Raw genomic sequence first — 20,020 nt, 5'->3', positions numbered from 1 at the left:
GGTTCAGAGCGCCGCAAGCAGGCGGCGGGTGGCGGCGACCGCGCGCGCCACGCGGGCAGGCGCGTCCATCGTCCGCGCCAGGGTGGCGGTCGGGATTTCGAGGGCGAGCGGCAGGCCGGTCGGAAGCGCGCGCAGCAGCCCGGTCAGGTCGATGCCGCCTTCACCCGGAAACAGCCGCTCCTTCACCGCCGTGTGCAGCAGGGAGTCGCGGTCGGTCCCATGGTCGCGCGGGGCATCGCAGAGATGCATGTAAGCGAACAGGCCGGGCGGGATCGCCGCCACATCGGCCGGCGTGCCGCCGGAGCGGTCGTAATGCAGCGCGTCGAGCGCGATGCCGATGTTCGGGCGCTCCACCCGGCCGATCAGCCGGGCGGCGGCGGCGGCGCTCGGCACGCTCATCCAGGGCACGAACTCGAACTGCACGGTCAGGCCGAAGCCGGCCGCATCGTCGCACAGCCGCCCCAGCCTTGCCGCCAGCCTCCCCTCGTCGGGATCGTCGCCGGTCGCCAGCACATGGCGGGCGCCCAGCTCGGCCGCGGCTTCCAGGAAGGGGCGGAAGGCGTCGAGGTCGGTGTGGGGCAGGACGCGGGCGGTGTTGGCGTCGAGCGCCGTGACGCCGCAGTCGGCCATGCGCCGCTTCATCTCGCGCCGCAAGGCGGGGTCGGCCAGCAGCGGCATCGGTTCGCCATCGGGCTGGCCGCCCAGCAGGCGCAGGCCGACATGGGCGCAACCGTGGTCCGCCGCCACCGTGACCATGTCCGGCGGCGACAGCTCCGGCACCGTGTAGTAGGAGAGCGACAGCGGATTCATGCCGCGCCTCCCGCCGCCTCGATGGAAGACGGAGCCGGACGGACGCCGCCATACTGAGCCCAGGTGCCGGCGACGTGCCATCCGGCATCCACCACCAGATTGACGCCGGTGATCGCCGACGCCCGGTCGGAGGCCAGGAACTCGATGCTCTCCGCCACCTCGCGCGGCTGCACGATCCGGCCGAGCGCCGTGAATTCGGCCGGATCGGCAGCGTAGCGGCCCGACCGGATCCGTTCGACCACCCGCGGCACCAGCGTCGAGCCGGGGGAGACGCAGTTGACCCGCACCCCGGCGCGCCCCCACTCCCCGGCGAGATTCAGCGTCAGGCTGACCACCCCGGCCTTGCTCGACGCATAGGCATGGACCGGCACCGAACCGATGGCGGCGATCGACGCGATGTTGACGATGCTGCCCCGCCCCTGCCGAGCCATGCGGGTGCCGAAGGCGCGATTGGCGTAATAGGTGCCGGTCAGGTTGACCTGGACCGTGCGCTCCCACACCTCCAGCGGCAGCTCGGCCGGCGGCAGCACCGGCTGGAAGACGGCGGCGGCGACCACCAGCGCGCCGACCGGACCATGCGCCGCCTCGATGGCGGCGGCGGTCTGGTCGACCGCCGCGGCGTCGGCGATGTCGAGCGCCAGCGCGGTGCCGCCGATCTCGCCGGCCACCCGCTCCGCCGCATCCGGATCGAGGTCGGCGACGGCCAGCCGCCAGCCGCGCGCCGCCATCAGGCACGCGGTCTCCGCGCCGATGCCGTTGCCGCCGCCGATGACGACGGCCAGCGCGCCGTCCGCGGTCCAGGTCTGCTGCGTCATGGCGGATCGCCCCGTCACTTGCGCAGGTCGGCGGCGAGGAAGGAGCTGTCCAGCACCTTCGACCAGTCGACCGGGCCGGACCATTCGCCCATGCGCTCCATGCCCTTGACCCAGATGTTCAGGGCGTCCATGTCGAAATCGCCCTGGCTCCAGTACTTGATCGCCGCCATGCGCTTCATCGAGGTGGTGGCGACATCGACCGGCAGCGTGTCGCCGTAGCGCTTGGCGACCATCTTCGCGGCCTCCTCCGGGTTCTCGTAAATGAAGTTCACCGCCGAGCGCCATGCGGCGAGCAGCCCGCGCAGCTGGTCCGGGCTCTTGCGCATGAAGTCGCCGGTGGCGACGCCGACGGTCGGCGTCATCGACGGCAGGTTCTCCAGCGAGAAGGCGACCTTGTAGCGGTCCTTGCGGGCGCTGTAGAGCGGCTCCAGGATCAGCGCCGCGTCCACCCCGCCCTGTTCCAGTGCCGACAGGCCGGAGCCGACGGAGCCGAGCGCCACCATGTCGGCCTTGCCGGGGAAGCCGGCCGCCTCGAAGGCCATGACGACCATCAGCTCGCTCGACGATTTCGGCGCGGTGATGCCGACCTTGCGGCCGACCAGATTCTTGACCGAAGAGACGCCGCTGTCCGGCCGCGTCACCCACAGCAGGTCGTCCACCCGGCGGATCGCGGTGTGGACGATGCGGATGTCCATGCCCTGCCTGATGCCGGCCAGCGCGGTGGAGGTGCTGACGATGCCGTAGCCCAGCCCGCCGCCCACCATGTTGCGGATGCCGGTGCCGCCGCCGACCGAGCTCATCACGTCGGTGACGTCGACGCCGTTCCTCTTGTAGTCGCCCCGCTCCAGCGCCACGGCGATCGGAGCGGTGTTCAGCAGGGCGCCGTAATGGGACGCCATGATCTCCAGCGCATGGGCCTGCGGCGCCGAAGCCAGCAGGCCGCCGATCAGCGGCACCGCTGCCAGCGCACGGGTCAGGAAACGGGTGATGGTCATGGCGTCCCTCCGTTGAAGATTTTGTCTTTTCTCAGCAGGCGGCGGGCGTTGCCGGCCAGCGCCGGCGACACGGCGCCGTGATGTCCGTCCTCCGGCTGGTCCCAGCCGGCGAAGTTGGTGCCGAAGACCAGCCGGTCCGGCCCAACCACCTGGGTCAGCAGCGCCAGCGCCCGGTCGTCGTTCAGGTGCGTGTCGAACCACAGGCGCGACAGCATCTCCTCGAAGGCGCCATCCTTCTTCATGGACTGGCTGGCCCAGGGCCGCTTCATGCCGGCCTGCGCCAGGCGCCCGGCGGTGAAGGCGGCGGCACCGCCGCCATGGCTGATCCAGACGTCCAGCCTGGGGTGGCGCTCCAGCACGCCGCCGAATATCAGGGTGGCGATGGCGATGGTCTCCTGCGCGGCGAAGCCGATGATAACGTCGAGGTCGAAGCGCTTCAGCGCCGGATCGCCGGGCGGACCGTCGATGCCAGCCGGGGCCGGATGCAGGAACAGCGGCACGTCCAGCCGGACGAACGCCTCGTAGAGCCTGTCGAACTCCGGGCTGTGCAGCGGCTCGCCCGCGAATTCGGTGCCGGTCGCCGCCCCCCACAGGCCCAGTTCCCCGACGGAGCGCTCCAGCTCCTCCGTCGCCGCGCGCGGATCCTGCATCGGCAGGGCGGCCAGCCCGCCCAGCCGGTCGGGGTAGCGCCCGACCAGTTCCGCCAGCGCGTCGTTGTGGCGGCGGCAGAAGGAAACGGCCGAGGGCACGTCGATGTGATGGAAGTAGTTCAGCGGACTGGCCGACAGCACCTGGAAGTCGATACCAGCCTCATCCATGCGGCGCAGCCGCAGCTCCGGATCGGTGAAGGGGCTATTCAGGTGGCGGACGCCGCTCAGCCGGTAATTGCCGACACGGTACCAGGGCTGGCCGTTCTCGTCGACGCCGTGTTCCGGCCCGTGGGCACCGGCGGCGCCGTTGGTGGCCTCCAGGCGGACATGGGCATGGACGTCGATCAGCTTTGCCGTTTCGATGGGCATGACGGGGTCCTTTCCGCCGGGCGGGCCGGCGGCCGGGAAGGAGGTGACAGGCGAAGAGGACGCTCGAAGGCGGGTGCCGCTCAGGCGACCCGGTGCATCCGGTTGTCGATCGCGAGTAGTGCGCTGTTGACCGCCAGGGCGAACAGGCCGATCAGCACGGTGACGCTCATCATCGTCGCGGTGTCGTTGACGCTGATGCCGTTCATGATCATGAAGCCCAGCCCGCGCTTGGACGCGAACATCTCGCCGACCATCACGCCCAGCAGGGTGATGGAGAAGCTGATGCGCAGGCCGGTCACAATCTCCGGGACCGTCGCCGGCACCAGGATCGCCGTCAGGGTCTGCATCCGCGTCAGCCGCATGGCGCGGGCCGAGCGCCGTAGCACCGGGTTCATGGCGCGGATGGCGCCCATGGTGACCAGCATCATCGGGATGAAGCCGTGCAGCGTGCCGAACGCCACCTTCGCCGGCATGCCCAGTCCGAACAGCAGCAGGATCACCGGATAGAGCGTGACCTTGGGAATGGCGTAGAGGGTGACGAACAGCGGCTCCAGCACGTCCGACAGCGCGCGGTTCGCACCGATCAGCACGCCCGCCAGCCCGCCGCCGATGCAGGAGATCAGCAACGACAGCCCGAGCGCCTTCGCCGTCTCCGCCACGTTTTCCCAGAAGGACGGGTTGCTGAACAGGACGACCAGCCGGTTCAGCGTGACAGCCGGCGAGGCCAGCGCCTCGTCCCCCGCGAGCCCGTGGAACAGCTGCCAGCCGCCCAGGATCAGCAGGGCGATGACGGCGGTGGCCGCCAGCTTCTCCCCCGTCCCGGCGGTGTCGCGGGCACCGCCGACACGGCCGGCGCCCGAGCGGTGGCGCACCCGCTGTTCCGCCCAGTGCAGCAGCACGGTCAGGCTGGACACGAAGACCACCACGAACAGCAGCAGCGCGTACATCGTCCGGTCCTGGAGATTGTTGTACGCGAAGGCGATGGAGTAGCCGAGCCCGCTGCCGGCCAGGATGAACTACGCTCCGATAACGCCGGTCACCGAATAGCTCAACGCCAGCTTCACCCCGGTGAAGATGTGCGGCCCGGCGGCCGGAAGCTGGATCAGCAGCGCGTCCTGGACGCGGTCGAGGCGGTAGGTGCGGCCGACCTTGCGCAGCACCGGCGGGATGCGGTCCAGCCCGGACAGCGTCGCCGTCACCATCGCCATCACCGCATAGAGGAAACCCATGGCGATGATCGGCAGCGCGTTCATGCCGAGCAGAACGATGAACAGCGGATACAGCACGAAGAAGGGCAGGGCGTAATAGCTGGCGATCAGCGGCTCGACCGCCCGGCGGACCCGCGGCAGGGCGTGCAGCGCGACGCCGCCGGCGAAGCCCGCCACCATCGCGGCGACGGCGGCGGCCAGGATGTTGCGCAGGGTGAAGCCGATCTGCGACCAGAACCCGTCGGTTCCCATCAGCCGGACCAGCTCGGCCAGCATCTCCGACGGCGGGATCATGGTGGCGCGCCCGACATAGCCAAGGCGACAGGACGCCTCCAGCGCCAGGACGGCGGCGGCAGTGATCAGCAGGCGCTGGATGCCGGCCCGCGTCATCCCGCGACCCTCCGCTGGCTGGCCATCGCCTTCAGCGATTCCTCGCGCAGCGTGTTCCACAGCCGGGTGGTGACCTCGCCGAAGGCGGGCTCGGCGGCGATGGCGCTGGTCCGGTCGCGCGGCCAGCCGGTTTCGACGATCTCGATGAAGCGGCCGGGACGCGACGACATCACGCCGATGCGGTCGGACAGCATCGCCGCCTCGTCCAGCGCGTGGGTGATCAGCAGGACGGTCGCCCCGCTGGCCCGCCACAGCCGCAGCAGCTCGTCTCCCATCAGCAGGCGCGTCTGCTGGTCGAGCGCGCCGAACGGCTCGTCAAGCAGCACGAGGCGCGGACGCATCACCAGCGTGCGGGCGATGCAGACGCGCTGGCGCATGCCGCCGGACAGCTGGTTGGGATAGGCGTCGGCGAAATCGTTCAGCCCCATGAAGTCGATTGCATGGCGCACGCGGTCTTCCGCCTCGGGACCGCGGAAGCCCGCGCGTCGCAGGCCGAAGCCGATGTTGTCGCGCACGGTCAGCCAGGGAAAGGACGCATCCTCCTGGAACACCACGCCGACCCCGTCGGGAACCGTGCCGCGCACCCGCTTGCCTTCGAAGGTGATGGTGCCGTCGGTGGGGGCGCTCAGACCGGCCAACACATCGAGCAGGGTCGACTTGCCGCAGCCGGACGGACCAACGATCGAGAAGAACTCTCCCCGGCGCAGTTCCAGATCGACCGGCCCCAACGCATGGACCGCCGATCCGAAGATACGGGTGACGCCAGTCATCACCGCATGGGCCCCGGCCGCCAGACCGTTGGAGCCCGGAGTGCGGCCGAAGGGAATGGGGTGCGCCGGATGGGACGCGCCTGCCGGATCCTGGGGGACCGGCGCTCTTTCTGACGATAGGCCACGCATGGGCTGCATCTCCCTCCCGGTGTCGGGCGTTCGGCGTTCCGCCTGACTTCTGTTTGTTTTGTAAGCATACAAATGCAGCCTGCCGACCCTGTCCAGGACAGCTTTGGACCACCCCCATATAAAAATTGTTTGCCCTCCCCCGCCGCCGGTGCGAGGCTTGTGGCCGTGCCGGCGCCGTCCGCCCTGCCGCAGCCCCCAAAAACGATGGATCACGACGGATGCGCAGCCGCCAGCTGGAAAGTTTCATTCTGGTTTGCGAATTGGGCAGCATCAGCAAGGCGGCGCTGGCACTGAACATCGCGCAGCCGGCGCTGGGGGTGCAGATCAAGGCGCTGGAGCGGGAATTCGGGGTGCCGCTGCTGGTCCGCACCGTCACCGGCACCCACCCTACCCCGGCCGGCCTCCTCTTCCTGGAAGAGGCCAGGCTGATGGTGCGGCGCCTGGAGGATTTGAAACGTTCGCTGCGCGAGCTCGCCGGGCAGGTTCCGAGGACGCTGGCGGTGGGACTGACCCCCAGCCTGTCGGGGCTGCTGGCCGGCCGCCTGATGGAACGGCTGCACGGCGCCCTGCCGGGGGTCGAATTAAAGCTATTCGAAGAGCTGAGCCACGCCCTGATCGGCCATGTCTCGTCGGGCAAGCTGGATCTGGCGCTGGCCTACACGGTACCGCCCAGCCGCATGCTGCACCGCGAACCGCGGCTGAACGAGGCCTTGTGCCTGATCACCCATCCGGGCTCGCGCTTCGACGGGACCGGCCCGGTGTCGCTGGCGGGCATCGCCGACGCCGAACTGGCGATGCCGAACGCGGGCGATCTCGTCCGACGCCTGGTCACCGATGCGATGACCGCGCGCGGGCTGGCGCCGAACATCGCCTTCTCGCTGGAATCCATGCAGGCGATCAAGGACATGGTCCGCCGCGGACTGGCCTGTGCGATCCTGCCGCACAGCGCCGTGGCGGAAGACGTCCAGGCCGGCGTGCTGGTGATCCGGCCGATCAGCGAGCCGGCACTGACGCGCACGCTGTTCCTCATCCGCCCGACCGTCGGCGAACCGAACGCCGCGACGGCCCAGGCGCTGCACATCATCAACGGCCTGCTGGACGAGTTGAGGCGCCGGGACCCGAACTTCACCGTCGCGGTGGAGCAAGCCTGACGCCCTTCCCCGTCCGCCTTCCCTGTCCGGGGCCGTAAACCGGGCCGCCGGATCACACGGCGACCATCTCCATCAGCCGGGCGCGGTCGGCGGGCGAGGCGGCTTCGCCATGAAGCGTGATGCGGCCCCGCTCCACCGCGTAGAAGCGGTCGGCGACGTCGAGCGCGCGGTGGATGTTCTGCTCCACCAGCAGGATGGTCAGCCCCGCCCGCTTCAGTTCGGTGATGATCGCGAAGATCTCGTCGACGATCATCGGCGCCAGCCCTTCCGTCGGCTCGTCGATCAGCAGCAGCTTGGCGGTGCCCACCATCACGCGGGCCATCGCCAGCATCTGCTGCTCGCCGCCGGACAGGGTGGTGCCGAGCTGTCGCCGCCGCTCGGCCAGACGGGGGAAGCGGGCGAAGGCCTGTCCGATCGCCTGCTCGTTCTCCCGGCGCGCCCGGCCGGGGCATTGCAGCAGCCCCAGCCGCAGATTCTCCTCGACGCTAAGGCCGGGGAAGATGCGGCGGTCCTCCGGCACCAGGCCGAGCCCGAGGCGGGCGATGGCGTCCGGCGTCCGGCCGGCCAGATCGACGCCGCCGAAGCGGATCGCGCCGGAACTGGCCGGAACCCACCCGGCGACGGATTTGAGGATGGTGGTCTTGCCGACGCCGTTGCGGCCGAACAGCCCGACCACCTCGCCCGGACCGGCCTGCAGGGACACCCCCTGCAGGACGTGGCTCAGGCCGTAATGCGCGTGCAGGTTCTCAATGGAAAGCATGGGTGTCACCGGTGTCCGAAATAGGCGGCCTGTACGGCGGGGTCGGCGCGGACCACGGCGGGCGGCCCCTCGGCGATCTTCCGGCCCTGGGCCATCACGACGACATGATCCGACAGGCTCATCACCAGCCCGATGTCGTGTTCGATCAGCAGCACGGTCAGGTCGCCGGCCAGCGAGCGGATCAGCGCGCCGGTGTCGGCGGTGTCGCCGTGGCTCATCCCCTGGGTCGGCTCGTCCAGCAGCAGCACCCGCGGTTCGGCGGCCAGCGCCACCGCGATCTCCAGCCGCCGCTGTTCGCCGTGGGAGAGGTTGCCGGCAAGCTCGCGCGCCTTGGCCGACAGGCCGAAGCGCTCCAGCAGCGCGTCGGCCTTGGCGAGCGCACGACGGCTGTGGCCGACCGGACGCAGCGCATGCCAGGGCCTTTCCAGCACCTGCGCGGCGATCCGCAGGTTTTCCAGGACCGGCAGCTCGAAGAACAGGTTGGTGATCTGGAAGGACCGCGCCAGCCCGGCGGCGAGCAGCCGGTCGGGCGAGCGCCCGGTGACGTCGGCGCCGTCCAGCGTCACCCGGCCGCCGGTGGGGCGGATGGCGCCGCTGATCAGGTTGAACAGCGTGCTCTTGCCCGCCCCGTTGGGGCCGATGACCGAGGTGATCCGGCCGGCGGCGGCGTCGAAGCCGACGCCCGCCACCGCCTGGAGCCCGCCGAAATTCACCGACAGGTCGCGCACGCCCAAGGCACAGGCGCCGCCGGCTGTTGCCGTTCTGAGGGGAGATGCCGTCATGGTGTCGCTCTCCCCTGTTCGCCGCGGCGGCTCAGCCGGGCCAGCAGGGCGCCGACCAGCCCCTTGCGCAGGAAAATGACGGACAGCATGAAGATGACCCCCACGACGATCAGGTGATGCTCGGTCCAGGACCCGACGACCGAGCGCAGGGCGGTCAGCAGCAGGCTGCCCACCACCGGCCCGACCAGCGTGCCGACGCCGCCGACGATGACGGTGATGACGGCATTGCCGGAGGTCTCGAAGAACATCAGTTCGGGCGAGACGAAACCGCGCAGCATCGGGTAGAGCGCCCCCGCCAGCGCCGCGACGCAGGCGGCCAGGACATAGACCGCCAGCTTGTAGCGCCAGGCGTTGAAGCCCAGGAACGGCACGCGCTTCTCGTTGGCGCGGATGGCGGCCAGCGTCCGGCCGAACGGCGCGTCCATCAGGTAGGACAGCCCGGCATAGGCGACCACGGTCAGGCCGAGCACCAGCAGGAAGAAGGACAGCGGGTCGGCGGTGTCGAGGCTGAACGGCCCGAAGCCGACCTGGATCTGCGGAATGCCGATCAGCCCGTCCGAGGCGCCCAGCGCGCGGGTGTTGTAGACGGTCTTGGCGGCGACCTGGGCCAGTCCAAAGGTGATGAGGGCGAAATAGACGCCCTTCACCCGGTTGGCAATGACGCCGCCGATCAGGCCGGCCACGCCGCCCGCCAGCAGGGCCGCCGCCATCGCCAGCCAGAAGCTGGGAGCGACGTCGCGCAGGACGAGCGCCGAGACATAGGCGCCCAGCCCGAAATACAGCGCCTGCCCCAGCGACAGCAGGCCAGTGTAGCCCAGCAGCAGGTCGACGCTCATCGCCAGCCCGGCGAAGATCAGCGCCTCGGTCGCCAGACGCAGGTAGAAGCCGTTGCCGGTCGCCCAGGCGACGGCGGCGAATCCCAGCGCCGCCGCCAGGAAGATCAGCGCCAGCCAATGGACCGGGGCCAGGCGGGACGATCGCGATGCCGGACCGGCACGGCCGGGATCGGAGACGGTGCGCAACGTGGCCTCAGGCATGTCCGAGCCTCCCGAACAGGCCCTGCGGCCGGACCATCAGCACCAGCACCATGATCCCGAACACCAGCGGGTCGGACCAGACCGGCGAGATGTAGAGGCTGGAGAGCGCCTGCACCTGGGTCAGCAGCAGACCGGCGACGACCGCCCCCTGGATCGACCCCATGCCGCCGACGATCACCACGGTGAAGGCCATCAGGATGAAATCGCGCCCCATGGTGGGAAACACCGAATAGATCGGCGCCAGCAGCACGCCGGACAGCCCGGCCAGCGCCACCCCGAAGGCGAAGGTGCCGGCATAGACCCGGCGCACCGGCACCCCCAGCGACGAGGCCATGTCCTTGTCGAAGGCGGCTGCCCGCACCATGGCGCCGAGCCCGGTGCGGAAGACCACCAGCCAGACCGCAGCGATCAGCGCGAGGCCGAAGCCGATCAGGAACAGCCGGTAGTTCGGCAGGAACATGCCGAGGATCTCGGTGCCGCCCTCGATCGGGTTCTCCGGCCGCTGGGTGTTGGGGCCATAGACCAGCTTCAGCAGGTCTTCCATGATCATGCCCAGCCCGAAGGTCAGCAGCAGGGTCAGGATGTGGCGGTCGCGGCTGTGGAAGACCCGGGCGATCAGCCAGCGCTCGGCCAGCCAGCCGATCGGCAGCATCAGCAGCGGCACCAGCACCAGCAGCGCCCAGAAACCGACGCCCAGTCCGGCCAGGGTCAGCGCCAGGAAGGCGCCCACGGCGTAGAACTCGCCATGGGCCATGTTGATGACGTCGAGCAGCCCGAAGATGATGGTCAGGCCCAGCGCCATCAGGACGACGGCAACCCCGAGCGACAGACCGTTCAGCGCCTGCGGCGCCAGGACGAATTGCAGATAATCGATGAGATCGGCCATGGGCGTCGACTCCTTGGCTGCGGTCCTCAGAAGCGGGTGCACTGGTCCGGCCCGATGGCCGCCTCGCCCGGAACGGTGCCGACGACGTCGAAACGGGTGCTGCTGCCGTCCGCCGCGATGCGCACGGCGTACATGTCCTGGATAGCCTGATGGTCGCCGGCCCGCATGGTCTTGCTGCCCTGGGGCGTGCTCCAGCTCAGCCCTTCCATCGCCTTGCGCAGCGCGTCGGTGTCGGTGCCGCCGGCCTTCTCAACCGCCGCCTTGAAGAAGCCGATCAGGCCGTAGCTGTCGGCGCCGTAGAGGTCGGGGGCGGTGTTGTATTCCTTGCGGAAGGCGGCGACGAAGGCCTGGTTCTCGGGCGTCGCCAGTTCCGCCGAATAGCCGACGCCGGTGACGAAGCCGTCGGCCGCCTTACCGATGGCACCGATGTTCTGCGCGGTGACGGTGCCCGACGCGCCGACAATGGTCAGGTTGCGCAGCAGCCCGTACTCGCCCATCTGGGTCAGCAGCCGCACGGTGTCGTTGCCGGCGGTGGAGGTGTAGAGCACGCTGGGGCGGGCGGCGCGGAGCTGGCCGAAATACTGCGAGTAATCCTTGCTGCCGAGCGGCGCGAAGACCTCTCCGGCCGATTGCGCCCCGGTCTTCTCGGCCGCCGCCTTGAAGGCCGCGACGGTGGAGCGGCCCATCTCGTAATCGGGGCCGAGGTAGTAGACCTTGGCCTTCGGCTTGTCCTTGGCCAGCCATTCCGCCAGCGCCGCCGACTGCTGCCCCGCCCGCGCGTTCACCCGGAAGACGTTGGGCGAGCATTTGTCGGTGGTGATGGCGTCGGAGAAGGAGACGGTGGTGGCGATCAGCCGGCCGTTGCGCTCCGCCAGCTGCCCGACCGCCAGGGTGGAGCCTGAATTGACGGTGCCGGTCAGGAAATCGACCTTGTTGACCTGAAACAGCTTCTCCGCCTTCTGGGTGGCGACGGCGGGATTGGCCTCCTCGTCCTCGAACAGCAGCTCGACCTGACGGCCGAGGATGCCGCCGGCAGCGTTGACCTCCTTCGTCGCCAGTTCCAGGCCCCAGCGGACCTGCTGGCCGATCGGCGCGTAGGTGCCCGACAGCGGGGTCACCACCCCGATGCGGATCGGATCGGCGGCCTCAGCCGTCCCGGCGGTCACGAGTGGTGCCGCCAGCAGGGCCAGCAGCGGCGATAGGGCGTAGACTGACCTCAAAAGAGCGTTCTTGGACATGGATGGTCTCCCTCACTGGCGCGATGCCGCGCCTGGAATTTGGAAAAGCGGCGCCCGCTCGTTGGGTGGCGGGCGCTCAAGGTCGGTGCCGAGACGGAAATGCCGGGGATCAGTTCCCCTTGAAGACCGGCTTGCGCTTCTCGTGGAAGGAGGCGACGCCCTCCTTGAAGTCCTCCGAGCCGCGCAGGCGGCCGTAGGCCTGCCCCTCGATCTCGATGGCGCCATTGACCGACACGTTGTTGCCGCTGTTCAGCACGCCCTTGATGGTGCGCTGGGCCAGCGGCGAGAAGCCGCGCAGTTCGTCGACCAGGGCGGCGACCGTCGCTTCCAGTTCGGCATCGGCGACGCAGTCGGTGACGAAACCCCAGTCGGCGGCCTGCCGGCCGGGGATGCGCTTGGCCCGCATCACCATGTCCTTGGTCCGGCAGATGCCGATCATGTGCAGCAGGCGGGCCGATCCGCCGGAACCGGGGATCATGCCGATGCGCATCTCCGGCAGGGCGAACTGCGCGGTCTCCGATACAATGCGGAAATCGCAGGCGAGCGACAGCTCGAAGCCGACGCCGAAGCAATAGCCGCGGACCTGGGCGATCACCGGCTTGCGGCAGCGTTCCGGGGCGGCGATGTTGACCGCCAGCTCCGACACATGCTCGGCCGACTTCTCCATGAAGCCGGCGATGTTGCCGCCGGACGAGAAATTCTCGCCCTCGGCGCGCAGGACGATCACCCGCACCTTGGGATCGCGATCCAGCGCCGCGAACACGGCGCTGAACTGGTCGCGCTGCAGCATGCTGACGATGTTGAAGGGCGGACGGTGCAGCACGATGTCGGCGCGTTCCAGGGATTCGTCGATCTCCACGCGGAAGCCGTCGAGGTCGGCGAGCAGGCGGTCGGTGCTGTCGAAGCGATAGGGGGTCACGGTCGAAAACTCCATGGATGAAGGCTGGGTTCAGGAGAGTGTCGGGCTATGTTCGGCTGGGCCGTGCTCAAGGGTGAATTCGCCGGCCTGCAGCTTGCGGCGCAGGATCTTGCCGACCGGCGATTTCGGGATTTCGTCGAGGAAGACGTACTCGCGCGGGCGCTTGAAGTTGGCGAGGCCGGAGGTGCGGCAGTGGTCGTCGAGATCCTTCGCCTCGACGCCGCGGGTGCGCTTGACGAAGGCGACGACCCGCTGGCCCCAGCGTTCGTCGGGCAGGCCGGCGACCGCCACCTCCAGCACGCCGTCATGCAGGGACAGGACGCTTTCGATCTCGACCGGCGAGACGTTCTCGCCGCCGGTGATGATCATGTCGTCGACCCGGCCGGTGACGAAGAGGTCGCCGTCGGCGTCGAGGAAGCCGATGTCGCCGGTGAAGTACCAGCCGGCATGCAGCGCCTTGGCGTCGGCGTCCGGCCGCTTCCAATAGCCTTCGAAGGACTCGTCGCCCGACAGGTCGGCGACGATCTGCCCCTCGACCCCGGCCGCGGCGCGCTCGTCGGGATCGAAGCTGCCGAGGCGGACGATGCGGATGCGCTGGTTCAGCGCCGCCTTGCCGGCCGACCCCGGCTTGGCCGGCGCGTTCTGGTCGATGGTGAAGGTGTAGATCTCCGACGAGCCGTAATGGTTCACGAACAGCTCTGGCCGGAAGGCGGCGTCCAGCCGCTTCAGCAGCCCGTCGGTCATCGAGGCTCCGGCGAAGCCCAGCTTGCGCACCGACGACACGTCGGTGCCCGCGAATTTCGGGTCGGCCAGCAGGTCGTGGTAGAGCGTCGGCACCAGATAGAGGCAGCTCAGCCGCTCCGCCGCGATCAGGTCAAGCGCGCGGCCGGTGTCGAAACGCGGCAGGCAGACGAAGCAGCCGTCGACCAGCGCCATCGCCAGCAGCGAGCGCACCCCCATCGTGTGGTAGAGCGGCATGACTCCCAGCGTGCGCTCGCCCCGGCGGTAGCAATTCTGGGCGACATGGGCGATCGCGGAGGCGCGCTCCGTCCGGTGGCGGCGCGGCACGCCCTTGGGCTTGCCGGTGGTGCCGGAGGTGTAGAGGAACAGCGAGACATGCTCCGCCGTGGCGCGGGAATGCGCTAGAACCGGCTCGCTGTCCAACAGCTCGGCGAAGCGGTGGTCGGCCTGATGGTCTCCATCGCCGACTGCGATGCGGGGCAGCGCCCGTGCCGCGGCAGATTCCCGGACGGCTTCGGCCGACACGTCCTGATAGAACAGGGCGCGCACCTCGGCGTTGGGCAGGCAATAATCCAGCTCGTCCGCCTTCACCCGCCAGTTCAGCGGCACGACGGCGATGCCGGCGAGCTGGCAGGCCCAATGGATGGTCGCCATCTCATGCGTGTTCTGCAGCGCGGTGGCGATGCGGTCGCCGGGATGCAGGCCAAGCCGGTCGAAGGCGCCGACCAGCCGGCGGATGCGCTCCAGCCATTGCGCGTAGGTCAGACGCAGGTCGCCGTCGACGATGGCGACCGCGTCGGGACTGCGCTCCGCGCTGGCCAGGATGCTGCGGCCGAGGTCAAACATGGGAGACCTCCTTCATCGTCTGGCCGGTGACTTCCATCACGGCGCGGACGATGCCGGCATAGCCGGTGCAGCGGCAAAGATGGCCGCTCAGCATGTCGCGTAGCTCCTCTTCGGTTGGTTTGGGGTTGCGGCCCAGGTAATCGGTCAGCGACATCAGGATGCCGGCCGTGCAGAAGCCGCATTGCAGGGCGTGATGCCGGCGAAAGGCCTCCTGGAGCGCGGTCATGCGCCCCTCATTGGCCTCCGCCAGCCCTTCGACGGTGTCGATGCGCCGGCCGTCGGCCTGCACCGCCAGGGTCAGGCAGGCGCGGGCGGCCACCCCGTCGATGCGGACGGTGCAGGCGCCGCAGACGCCGTGCTCGCAGCCGACGCGGGTGCCGTGGGCGCCCAGCTCATGGCGCAGGAAATCGCTCAGCAGCAGGCGCGGGTGGGCGTGGCCGGTGCGCGGCTTGCCGTTCAGGACGATGGAGACGGCGTGTCGCGTCTCGGCCGCCAGGACCGGCGGCGTCTCGGGGGAGGTCAGCGGCGGCATGACAGGGCCTCTTCAAGGACGGTGCGGCCGATCCGGCGAACGAGGTCGCGGCGGTAGCGCGCGGTGGCATGCTGGTCATCGTCGCCGCCGAGATCCCAGGCGAAGGCGTTCAGCGCGTCGTCGAGATCCGGCGGCAACCCGCCGTCGACCAGCGGCCAGGATCGCAGCGTCGGGCGGTCCGCCATCCCACCGACGCCGAGATTGGCGGAGCGTTCGTCCACCGTGGCGGCGCAGGCGGTGATGGCGAAGTCGCCATGCCGCATCGACTGCTCGCGGAAGGCATGGCCGCTGCCCGGCCGGGCCAGGGGAAAGCGGACGCATTCGACGATCTCGTCCGCTGCCTTCACCGTGGTCAGCGGCCCCAGGAAGAAATCGGCGGCGGGAACGGTGCGGCGGCGGCGCAGGTTGCGCAGCACCACCTCGCCGCCGGTGGCGACCAGGCAGAGCGGCGTCTCGGCGCTGGGATCGGCATGAGCGACCGATCCGCAGAGCGTGCCGCGGTTGCGGGTCTGGAAATGGCCGACCCACGGCAGGGCGGCGGCCAGCAGCGGCACCTCCCGCGCCAGCGTCGGGCGGGCCAGCACCTCGGCCTGGGTGACGGCGGCGCCGACGGTCAGCCAGCCATCCTCGGCGCGCAGCGTGCGCAACTCCTCAAGCCGGCCGAGATCGATCAGCAGGCGCGGCTGGACCAGCCGCATGTTCAGCATCGGCATCAGCGACTGGCCGCCGGCGATCACGCGGGCATCGTCGCCCCCGGCCGCCAGCGCCGCCAGCGCGTCGGCGACCGTCGCCGGCCGCAGATAGTCGAAGGACGCGGGTTTCATCGGTTGAGTCCCAGAATGCGCAGCAAGCGCGCCAGAAGCGACGGGGGCCGGGCGGAATGGGCGTCGGAAGCCGCGGAACCGCCGGCGCGGGCGACCAGCTTCTCGAAGAATTGGCCGATCAGCAGGCGCGACGCGCTGTCGAGCATCCGGCCGCCGACCGCGGCGACCTTGCCGCCGACCGATGCGCTGTAGCGGTAGGTGACGCGTGTCCCCCCGGCGGTGCGCTCCAGCGTGACGTGCCCGGTGCCGCTGCCCGAGCCGAGCGCGCTGGTGCCGCTGCCGGTCAGGGTCAGCGCCTTGGGCGGGTCGAGGTCGGACAGCGCCACCTCCGCGGTATAGCGGCCGCGCACCGGGCCGATGCCGACCACCACCTCCGCCCGGTAGGCATTGGGACCGACGAGGTCGAGCGCCTCGCAGCCGGGCAGCAGCGCCGCCAATTCCTTCGGGTCGAGCAGGATGGCCCAGACCTGTTCCGGCGTCGCCGGGACCTCGCGGCTGCCCTCCCCGGTCAGGCCGCGCCCACCCTTGACGGCGGCCGGTGGCGGAATTTCGTTCATGCCTGCCGCAGGCGCCGGCCGCGGCGGTTCCGGCGGATGGATCAGCGCCGCCAGCTTGGCCGGGGTGATCGGCAGGGATGGCGGTTCGTCCACAGAAAAGCCCGCCAGGGCGTCCGCCACCGCGTTGGCGAGGCAAACCGGGGTGCTCATGCAGTTCCCCTCGCCCACCCCCTTGGCGCCGAGCGGCGTCACCGGCGACGGGCTTTCGCGGTGGAGGATGACGGGAACCGGCACCTCGCAGGCGGTCGGCACCAGATAGTCGGCGAAGGTGCCGGACAGGAACCGGCCGTCGTCGCCGTAGGCATATTCCTCGTACAGCGCGGTGCCGACGGCATGGGCGAAACCGCCCAGGATCTGGCCCTCCACCAGCAGCGGATTCAGCAGCCGGCCGGCATCGTGCATAGTGACGTAGCGGTCGATCCGCAGCGCCCCCGTCGTCCGGTCGATCTCGACCCCGCAGAAGTCGAAGATGAAGCCGTAGCAGGCCGAGCTGTTGATGTGGTCGCCGTCGGTCGGCGCCTTCAGCGGCTCCGGCGTCCAGAAGGCGGTCTCACGCAACGCCGCCTCCTGCCCGTCGGGCAGCGTGCCGGGCGACCAGTGGCCGGCGGCGGCGACGCGGGAGAAGGAAAGGCCGTTGTCCGGGTTGGCGTCGGAGAAGACCTTGCCGCCGGCGAAGCGGACATCGTCGGCCCGGCAATTCAGCTGGGCGGCGACCAGCGCCGCCATGCGGCCGCGCAGCCGGGTCGCCGCCACCTGGGCCGCCCCCGCCACCGCTCCGGCGAAGCGGCTGGAATAGTTGCCCGACGCGATCGACCAGGCATCCTTGCCGGTGTCGAGGTCGGTGTTGACGCGGATGTCTTCGAAACGCAGGCCGAAGACGTCGGCCACCACCTGGGCCAGCACGGTGCGGTGCCCCTGCCCCTGGGGGGCTGAGGCCACCGTCACCGACACGCCGCCGGTGGGATCGACGGCGACGCTGGCGGTCGCCTGCGCGCCGTTCTTCGGCCCGGCCTTGCGCCGCTCCTCGGCGGTCAGGACGGTGGTGATGTAGCCCATGTTGGAGATCGACGGCTCGACCACCGCGGCATAACCGATGCCGTAGAGCCGCCCCTCCGCCCGCAGCGCGTCGCGCCGCGCCATCAGCGCGTCGAGCGCGCCCTCGCGCACCGCCTGCTCCAGCGTCGCGCGGTAATCGCCGCTGTCGAGCGTCCCGCCCGACGCAGTGCGGTAGGGCATGGCGTCGGCCGCCACCAGGTTGCGGCGGATGACGTCGAGCGGATCGAGCCCCAGCTCCGCCGCCACCCGGTTCATCAGCCGCTCCAGCCCATAATAGAGCTGCCCGCCGCCGAAACCGCGGTTGAGGCCGGTCGGCGTCTTGTTGGTGACGACGATGCGGTTGGTCAGCGCCAGGTTCGGGATGTCGTAGGCGCCGGTCAGGTTGCCGTGGTTGCGGTAGAGCGAAGCCGGCTCCGGCGCCCGCAGATAGGCGCCGCAATCCTCGGTCTGCTCCATCCGCAACGCCAGCACCCGGCCGTCCGGCTCCACTGCCGCGTCGATGCGCATGCGGCGCGCGGTGGCAGAGGTGGCGGCCATCAGATGCTCCAGCCGGTCCTCCACCCACTTCACCGGCCGGCCGGCGACGCGGGCGCACAGCCCCATCAGCACGACATAGGGGAACACCGCCTGCTTGTTGCCGAAGCTGCCGCCGGAATGGGGCGGCGTCTTCAGCCGCAGCCGCGACCCCGGCACATTCAGCGCCCGCGCCATCACCGGATGAACGGCGAAGGGGCCGGAGAAGTTCGACAGCACCTCGTAGGAATCCTCGGCCGCGTCGTAGTCGGCGAGGACGACGAAGCATTCCATCGGGGTGCAGGAGTTGCGGGGATACTCGACCTCGACCGACACGGTGCGGGCAGCGCGGGCGAAGGCGGCCTCGGGATCGCCGTAACGGAAGCTGCGGCTGTTGACGAGGTTGGAGCCCACCGCCGGATGCAGCGGCTCCGATCCTTCTTCCAATGCCTGGGCGATCGAGGTCACCGGTGGCAGCGGGCGATAGCGCACCTCGATGCGGTCGAGCGCATCTTCCGCCAGATAGCGGCTGTCGGCCAGCACCACCGCCACCGGTTCGCCGACATGGCGCACGCGGTCGATGGCGAGGCACCAATGTTCCATCGGCGCGCGGATGCCGACCAGGAAGGCGCTGGCATGCCGTTTGGCGTCTTCCCCCGTCACCACCGCGGCGACACCGGGAACCGCCAGCGCGGCGGCGGTGTCGATGCCCAGCAGGTCGGCATGGGCGTGCGGCGAGCGCAGGATCGCGGCGTGCAGGGTGCCGGGCTTCACCGGCAGATCGTCGGCATAGCGGGCGACGCCGGTCAGCAGCGCGGCGTCTTCCACCCGCGGCATCGCACGTCCGACGAACGGCGCCGCTGCGGCTACCGGCTCCGCCCCTCTAGCCGGACTGCCTTTTATTTCAACGGTCTGCGTGGCGGTCTGCGTGGCCGTCATCGTCATCCTCCGGTTACCGGAGAAGACTAGACCGTTCGCCCCGCAAAGCTTTTACCGTGGAGTGTCGCGATTTACCCTAGCGTCTCATTTTCATGCATGGCCGACTTCCAGCCGCCCGGCACCGGGCCGGTCCAGCAGGTTGACGACGCGGCGGTACTCGGTGGGCGTCACGCCCTGGTGGTTGCGGAAGAAGCGGCTGAAATGGCTGGGCGCCGAAAAGCCGAGCCGGCCGGACACCTCGGTCGCACTTTCCAGCCCGGCGGCCATGGCGTCGATGGCCGCCTCCATCCGCAGCACGTTGAAATAGAGCGCCGGGGTGATCGCCATCGTCTGCTGGAACAGCCGGAACATGTGGGCGCGCGACAGGCCGGCGGCGGCGGCGACGCGGCCGGCGTCGAATTCCTCGCCCAGCGTACCGCTCATGAAACGGATGGCCTGCCGGATGCGAAAATCGCCGGCCGCCGGTGCGGCGTAGCGCGTCCCACCCAGCGTCCGCCATTCGGAAAAGCGGTCGATGATGGCGATCATCAGGTCGAAAAGCGCCTCCTCCATCCGCTCGCCCGACGGGTCGTCATACAGCAGCTCCGCCGCCATGCGGTCGGCCAGCCGGCGGATATACGGCGTCAGCTCGCCGCAGGACTGCGCGAAGAATCCGGGATTGCCGCTGGCGTTGAGTTCCCGCTGCATGGCGCCGAGCCAGCGCGGCTCGATATAGAGCGCCAGGATCACGGTGCGCGGGGCGCCCGGCTGGTGGGCGTAGGAATGGGCCTCCCAGCTGTTGACCAGCACCGCGGTGTCGTCGCGCAGCGGATAGAGCTGTTCCCCCACCGCGAAGCGCGTATCGGCGCCGGACGCCTTGATCAGCACATGGCAATGGGGATGGGCGTGATGGATCAGCGCGTTGTCCATATCCAGCAGGGCGACACGGCCGAAGCTTCCCTGATGGATGCGCATCGCTTTCGACATGGCGTCCGGTCCCTTCCTACCCGCCCGCAGCCAACGGCTGCCGGGATGATCTTCAATGGTTTGCTTTACAAGCTAATCGTCGGCGGGCGCCATTACCAGATCCATCGGACCGGATCCGGCGCACGCATGGCTGCCGG

Annotated in this window: 19 protein-coding genes; 1 reads left to right on the top strand and 18 read right to left on the bottom strand. The window is 69.8% G+C overall.

Annotation, left to right across the window (positions count from 1 at the left end; genetic code table 11):
* Nucleotides 1-3: 3 nt before the first annotated feature.
* From B9N97_RS30545 to B9N97_RS30520, 7 genes are all read right to left on the bottom strand, one after another.
* Nucleotides 4-810: a sugar phosphate isomerase/epimerase family protein gene (locus B9N97_RS30545; protein WP_167393428.1), complete on the bottom strand. Its 807-nt coding sequence runs from the start codon at nt 808-810 to the stop codon at nt 4-6.
* Complete coding sequence (locus B9N97_RS30540) at nt 807-1,625, bottom strand: SDR family NAD(P)-dependent oxidoreductase (protein ID WP_085091568.1); 819 nt, start codon at nt 1,623-1,625, stop codon at nt 807-809. The genes B9N97_RS30545 and B9N97_RS30540 overlap by 4 nt, the downstream gene beginning before the upstream one ends.
* A 14-nt stretch (nt 1,626-1,639) precedes the next feature.
* Entirely contained in the window at nt 1,640-2,620 is a 981-nt protein-coding gene (locus tag B9N97_RS30535; RefSeq protein WP_085091567.1) for an ABC transporter substrate-binding protein, read from the bottom strand.
* The gene (locus tag B9N97_RS30530; protein ID WP_085091566.1) at nt 2,617-3,639 is read right to left on the bottom strand and encodes an amidohydrolase family protein; all 1,023 of its coding nucleotides are present in this window, start codon (nt 3,637-3,639) and stop codon (nt 2,617-2,619) included. The genes B9N97_RS30535 and B9N97_RS30530 overlap by 4 nt, the downstream gene beginning before the upstream one ends.
* A gap of 80 nt (nt 3,640-3,719) precedes the next feature.
* The gene (locus B9N97_RS30525; protein WP_085091815.1) at nt 3,720-4,586 is read right to left on the bottom strand and encodes an ABC transporter permease; all 867 of its coding nucleotides are present in this window, start codon (nt 4,584-4,586) and stop codon (nt 3,720-3,722) included.
* A gap of 69 nt (nt 4,587-4,655) precedes the next feature.
* The gene (locus B9N97_RS35805; protein WP_167393404.1) at nt 4,656-5,237 is read right to left on the bottom strand and encodes an ABC transporter permease; all 582 of its coding nucleotides are present in this window, start codon (nt 5,235-5,237) and stop codon (nt 4,656-4,658) included.
* Nucleotides 5,234-6,007, bottom strand: a complete 774-nt coding sequence (locus B9N97_RS30520) for an ABC transporter ATP-binding protein (protein ID WP_167393427.1) — start codon at nt 6,005-6,007, stop codon at nt 5,234-5,236. The genes B9N97_RS35805 and B9N97_RS30520 overlap by 4 nt, the downstream gene beginning before the upstream one ends.
* Before the next feature lie 347 nt (nt 6,008-6,354).
* Here B9N97_RS30520 and B9N97_RS30515 point away from each other — a divergent pair, with 347 nt between their 5' ends.
* Nucleotides 6,355-7,287, top strand: a complete 933-nt coding sequence (locus tag B9N97_RS30515) for a LysR family transcriptional regulator (RefSeq protein WP_085091565.1) — start codon at nt 6,355-6,357, stop codon at nt 7,285-7,287.
* A gap of 52 nt (nt 7,288-7,339) precedes the next feature.
* Here B9N97_RS30515 and B9N97_RS30510 read toward each other — a convergent pair whose 3' ends face one another.
* From B9N97_RS30510 to B9N97_RS30460, 11 genes are all read right to left on the bottom strand, one after another.
* On the bottom strand, nt 7,340-8,047 hold the full coding sequence (locus tag B9N97_RS30510; protein ID WP_085091564.1) for an ABC transporter ATP-binding protein: 708 nt from the start codon (nt 8,045-8,047) through the stop codon (nt 7,340-7,342).
* Between the two features lie 5 nt (nt 8,048-8,052).
* On the bottom strand, nt 8,053-8,829 hold the full coding sequence (locus B9N97_RS30505; RefSeq protein WP_085091563.1) for an ABC transporter ATP-binding protein: 777 nt from the start codon (nt 8,827-8,829) through the stop codon (nt 8,053-8,055).
* Nucleotides 8,826-9,866 carry a branched-chain amino acid ABC transporter permease gene (locus tag B9N97_RS30500; protein ID WP_085091562.1) on the bottom strand — a complete coding sequence of 347 codons (1,041 nt, stop codon included), beginning with the start codon at nt 9,864-9,866 and terminating at the stop codon, nt 8,826-8,828. The genes B9N97_RS30505 and B9N97_RS30500 overlap by 4 nt, the downstream gene beginning before the upstream one ends.
* Nucleotides 9,859-10,752: a branched-chain amino acid ABC transporter permease gene (locus B9N97_RS30495; RefSeq protein WP_085091561.1), complete on the bottom strand. Its 894-nt coding sequence runs from the start codon at nt 10,750-10,752 to the stop codon at nt 9,859-9,861. The genes B9N97_RS30500 and B9N97_RS30495 overlap by 8 nt, the downstream gene beginning before the upstream one ends.
* 26 nt (nt 10,753-10,778) lie before the next feature.
* Nucleotides 10,779-11,990 carry an ABC transporter substrate-binding protein gene (locus tag B9N97_RS30490; protein WP_085091560.1) on the bottom strand — a complete coding sequence of 404 codons (1,212 nt, stop codon included), beginning with the start codon at nt 11,988-11,990 and terminating at the stop codon, nt 10,779-10,781.
* A 109-nt stretch (nt 11,991-12,099) separates the two neighbouring features.
* Nucleotides 12,100-12,909: an enoyl-CoA hydratase/isomerase family protein gene (locus B9N97_RS30485; RefSeq protein ID WP_244561020.1), complete on the bottom strand. Its 810-nt coding sequence runs from the start codon at nt 12,907-12,909 to the stop codon at nt 12,100-12,102.
* A 30-nt stretch (nt 12,910-12,939) separates the two neighbouring features.
* Nucleotides 12,940-14,496 (bottom strand): AMP-binding protein, encoded by a 1,557-nt coding sequence (locus tag B9N97_RS30480; protein ID WP_085091558.1) that lies wholly within the window; start codon nt 14,494-14,496, stop codon nt 12,940-12,942.
* On the bottom strand, nt 14,489-15,028 hold the full coding sequence (locus B9N97_RS30475) for a (2Fe-2S)-binding protein (protein WP_085091557.1): 540 nt from the start codon (nt 15,026-15,028) through the stop codon (nt 14,489-14,491). Before B9N97_RS30475 ends, B9N97_RS30480 begins: the two co-directional genes overlap by 8 nt.
* Nucleotides 15,016-15,852: an FAD binding domain-containing protein gene (locus B9N97_RS30470; protein WP_085091556.1), complete on the bottom strand. Its 837-nt coding sequence runs from the start codon at nt 15,850-15,852 to the stop codon at nt 15,016-15,018. Before B9N97_RS30470 ends, B9N97_RS30475 begins: the two co-directional genes overlap by 13 nt.
* On the bottom strand, nt 15,849-18,917 hold the full coding sequence (locus B9N97_RS30465) for a xanthine dehydrogenase family protein molybdopterin-binding subunit (RefSeq protein ID WP_143266931.1): 3,069 nt from the start codon (nt 18,915-18,917) through the stop codon (nt 15,849-15,851). Before B9N97_RS30465 ends, B9N97_RS30470 begins: the two co-directional genes overlap by 4 nt.
* Before the next feature lie 90 nt (nt 18,918-19,007).
* Nucleotides 19,008-19,883, bottom strand: coding sequence for an AraC family transcriptional regulator (locus B9N97_RS30460; RefSeq protein WP_085091555.1), 876 nt, complete (start codon nt 19,881-19,883; stop codon nt 19,008-19,010).
* Between the last annotated feature and the right edge of the window lie 137 nt (nt 19,884-20,020).

It is taken from the genome of Azospirillum oryzae (assembly GCF_900177515.1).
Classification (GTDB): Bacteria; Pseudomonadota; Alphaproteobacteria; order Azospirillales; family Azospirillaceae; genus Azospirillum; species Azospirillum oryzae_A.
The sequence above is the reverse complement of the archived record's forward strand: the minus strand, read 5'-3'. Positions and strand labels throughout refer to the sequence as shown.